Source organism: Candidatus Obscuribacterales bacterium (assembly GCA_036703605.1).
Classification (GTDB): Bacteria; Cyanobacteriota; Cyanobacteriia; order RECH01; family RECH01; genus RECH01.
The window spans coordinates 1-3212 of the sequence record DATNRH010000647.1; the positions used below are offsets into that span (position 1 = coordinate 1).

Genomic DNA, 3212 nt, shown 5'->3' on the forward strand with positions numbered 1-3212 from the left:
TGTTTACGCTCCATCGCAATCTAAGATCAACTAAGAAAACTTATGCCCAGCCCTACTTCAACCCATACCTTTACTTGCGAAAGCTATTGATTGAACGTGAGAGACGCTTCTGCGAAAGAAACTGGGATCAGAGCTTTATAAATGGTTTATATGGAACTCATCCCTGCCAGCCAGAGCACCCTGCCCATCGCCTCTTGGATTTGCGTCATCAGTATACATTACTTTTGTAAAGGCAAAACCGTAAAACGACAAGTTTAAAACTTCAAGCCTTGGGCACTGAATGGAGGCGGCTTTTGAGACCATTGCCCTGGATTTAACCCCAATGCTTTAGGGCGTGAAACTCATGGTTTATGAGGCATCTAATTGAGCGATCGCCCCTTGGGACTGAGGCCAGAAAGTTAGGCAGTAACTATCTTTAACGTGGATTGATTAAAAGAAGTTGAAAATTTTCTAATCAACAACGTTTATTCCATCACAACGAGAAAACTAGCATAGTTAGGGATGTTCCCAAAAGTGCCTAATACATCTTTGACTTGATCTACTGCCACTGACATTCATCAAGCCGATGGCAGTCACAGGGTCTAATCGCCTTTGGAAAACCCTAGCCATGGATCCGGACAAATCACGATTCAAGGCTTTGAGGTGATAGTCCAATGGATTTCCTAGTGGTGTTTCGCGTCCTAATCCTAAACGATTTATGCGTCATTGGGCAGTAGGGATAGACCCTATATTCCAGAAAAGCGATCGCTTTCCCCTATCCAACGATCTAGATACCCGCCAATACCAAGTTTCATAGGTATTTCATGGATTCAGAACAAGATACAGGTATGAGACAAACTAACCTGGACTCTATCGCTTGCGCCTATCGTTTGCGTCTCTCTAAGGAACTAGAAAAACGCTTGGACTGGATCGATACCTAGCCATTACGCCAAGTCTAGGGGGCGATTTCAGTTTTGTCCAGCTTTTAACGCTATCGATAGATATCTTTAGGATTTGGGCGATCGCGCTCCATCTCCCTCAAGTACCCCGAATGCCGATCCTTAGGCTTAAGGGCGATCGCCAAACAAAACGCGGCCGAGGCGAATGACCGTGCTTCCAGCTTGAATAGCTAGGGGATAGTCGTCAGACATGCCCATAGAAAGATGGTGGAAGGCAAGGTTGCCATACCCCGCCTGCTGCACCGTTTGAAAAAACTTCTGGGCGTCTTGAAACACGGTTAATGTTTCTGCCTCAGAGAGCCCCAAGGGCGGAATAGTCATCATGCCAGCGATCGCCAAGTGAGACAGTTGATTTAGAGCCGGAAGGTCGGTCTGGAGTTCTAAAGGATCCCAGCCATACTTGTTAGGATCCGGACGAAATTTCACCTGCAGTAGCACCGTAGGACGGAGCGATCGCTCTTCGGCCAAGCGATTCAAGCGGGTCGCCAACTTAAGGCTATCCAGGGAATGGATCCAGTGAAAGTGCTCCAGCGCCTTGAGCGCCTTATTGGCTTGTAAATGCCCTAGTAAATGCCAGGTGATGTCCGGTAGATCAGCAAGCTGGGCCTGTTTTTCCTCAGCTTCTTGTACCCGGTTTTCCCCAAAGTCTCGCACCCCAGCCGCATAGGCCGCGCGAATCATCTCGACCGGCTTTTGCTTGGTCACAGCCACGAGACGCACATGGGGGGGAAGGGTTTGGCGAAGCTGGGCTATGCGATCGGGGAGAGAGCCGCTCAAGGACAACCGAGTCATAGATTCACTATTGAAAGGTCTGCTTATGAATTTTTTGGAGCAGTTGATAGTCTTTCAAGGCTCCTTCCCGTCGAAGGCTGCGCAGGCGATTTTCAACCAGAATACGGGCATCGCTACGCCCGATAGGATCAAACTGCAATCCGCCGGCTGCCGTTTTGACCACGAAAAACAGGCGCTGGGCGTATAGCGTAGCAAAGAGCTCTTGGCTGCTGTCAACTAGGCACACTCTAAACAGCAGTCCAAAGGTTGGATGATTGAGATAGGTTTCAGTGCTCATTCAAGTTTAAGTTGACTAGCAATTGGGTCGCCATGAATCACGACGGTGGAGATAGAGGCTGAAGACACGATCAGCAATGACCGCGGTGGGATGAATGGGCACGGTAGAGACAGGGGCTAGACCGAGGATAGATGAACGCTAGGGTGATCAATCGATCAATTAGTTGAGTCAGAGTATCTCGACCTAGTCAAGGATCGAAGACAGCACTATGGGGAGATCGTTCGGTAGACTCTAGGGGAAGCGATCGCATGATGAGCTTAGAGCTATAGTACAGTCGTCTGGAATCTAGCGGGATCACGATCGCTCATCAAGATCCTGATCAGCAGTCTCACCCTCCAAGATCAAACCCTAGATGGGTGATGATTCTATACCTAAACACCTTCCTGGGGGCATGGGTGGGTAGACTCTAGGGGGGCATGGAGGGGCTCTTGGGGCAGATCTCCGCTCCAAAGAGCTGTGGCGATCGCATAGTCGCCATCGTGGCTGAGGCTAAGCTGCCAACTGCCTTGAAGCCAAGGTTGGGTTTGGGGGGTTGGCGTCAGCATCACAGCAGGTGCTCCGCTGGGCTGATGACCAATGCTAATGTCAGTGTATCGAACTCCACGCCATCCGGTACCAAGAGCCTTCACAACCGCTTCCTTGGCGGCCCACCGCCCCGCCAAAAAGCCGATGGCATTCTCCGGAGAACGCCGATCAGCACAGCGACGATGAAATTCCTCTTGTTCGGCGATGGTATACACGCGTTGAAGAAAGCGATCGCCGAAGCGCTCAAACAATGATCTGACGCGAGGGATGAGAACGATATCAGTGCCAATCCGAATGTGCAAGTGGAACCTTTTGACCTGCCAGTATCATCACTGTACGGGAAAATGGCCCAGGAATTCCACTCTCCAGATGACCCTCGTAGAATAGGCTCAGGGGGGCGATCGCCTTGGCTCCAGTGTCTTGGTTATTAACTCCTGTTCAGGTATTGTCCCGCTATCGTCCCATTGTTGTTGCTGTACGCTTGCGTTCATGCCTTACACCACTCAAGACCTCATCGAGATTCTCGATCAAGAGCTACGAGCGCACTGGAAAGGAGAGCGGCTCCTACTGTCGTCGGAGAAACGGCTCGATAACCCTGTTGTGGCCAAGGCGATCGGAGCAGGACAGTTGAGCAAAGTGTTTGGCTACCGAGACTTCCAAGGACAAATTCATCAATACCA

The 3212-nt window shown here is 50.3% G+C and carries 5 protein-coding genes; 2 read left to right on the plus strand and 3 right to left on the minus strand.

The features are described 5' to 3' along the window. Window positions 1-230, plus strand: a 230-nt coding sequence (locus tag V6D20_13525; protein HEY9816800.1) for a hypothetical protein, incomplete at its 5' end; no start/stop codon positions are given. 816 nt (window positions 231-1046) lie between these two features. On the opposite strand, the gene V6D20_13530 is transcribed toward V6D20_13525, so the two are convergent. The 3 genes from V6D20_13530 to acpS all read right to left on the minus strand — a co-directional run bounded on the left by V6D20_13530 (window position 1047) and on the right by acpS (window position 2834). Beyond that, window positions 1047-1730 carry a YggS family pyridoxal phosphate-dependent enzyme gene (locus V6D20_13530; GenBank protein HEY9816801.1) on the minus strand — a complete coding sequence of 228 codons (684 nt, stop codon included), beginning with the start codon at window positions 1728-1730 and terminating at the stop codon, window positions 1047-1049. 7 nt (window positions 1731-1737) lie between these two features. Beyond that, window positions 1738-2007, minus strand: a complete 270-nt coding sequence (locus V6D20_13535; GenBank protein HEY9816802.1) for a PipX family protein — start codon at window positions 2005-2007, stop codon at window positions 1738-1740. Between the two features lie 371 nt (window positions 2008-2378). Beyond that, window positions 2379-2834: a holo-ACP synthase gene (gene acpS / locus V6D20_13540; GenBank protein HEY9816803.1), complete on the minus strand. Its 456-nt coding sequence runs from the start codon at window positions 2832-2834 to the stop codon at window positions 2379-2381. Window positions 2835-3021: 187 nt separating this feature from the next. Between acpS and V6D20_13545 the strand changes: the two genes are divergently transcribed. Then, the coding region (locus V6D20_13545; GenBank protein HEY9816804.1) for a hypothetical protein at window positions 3022-3212 on the plus strand (191 nt) is incomplete at its 3' end.

Bases quoted from the DNA above. Each gene is read 5' to 3' on its own strand.
- V6D20_13535 (HEY9816802.1), bottom strand. From the start codon at position 2,007: ATGAGCACTGAAACCTATCTCAATCATCCAACCTTTGGACTGCTGTTT.
- V6D20_13530 (HEY9816801.1), bottom strand. From the start codon at position 1,730: ATGACTCGGTTGTCCTTGAGCGGCTCTCTCCCCGATCGCATAGCCCAG.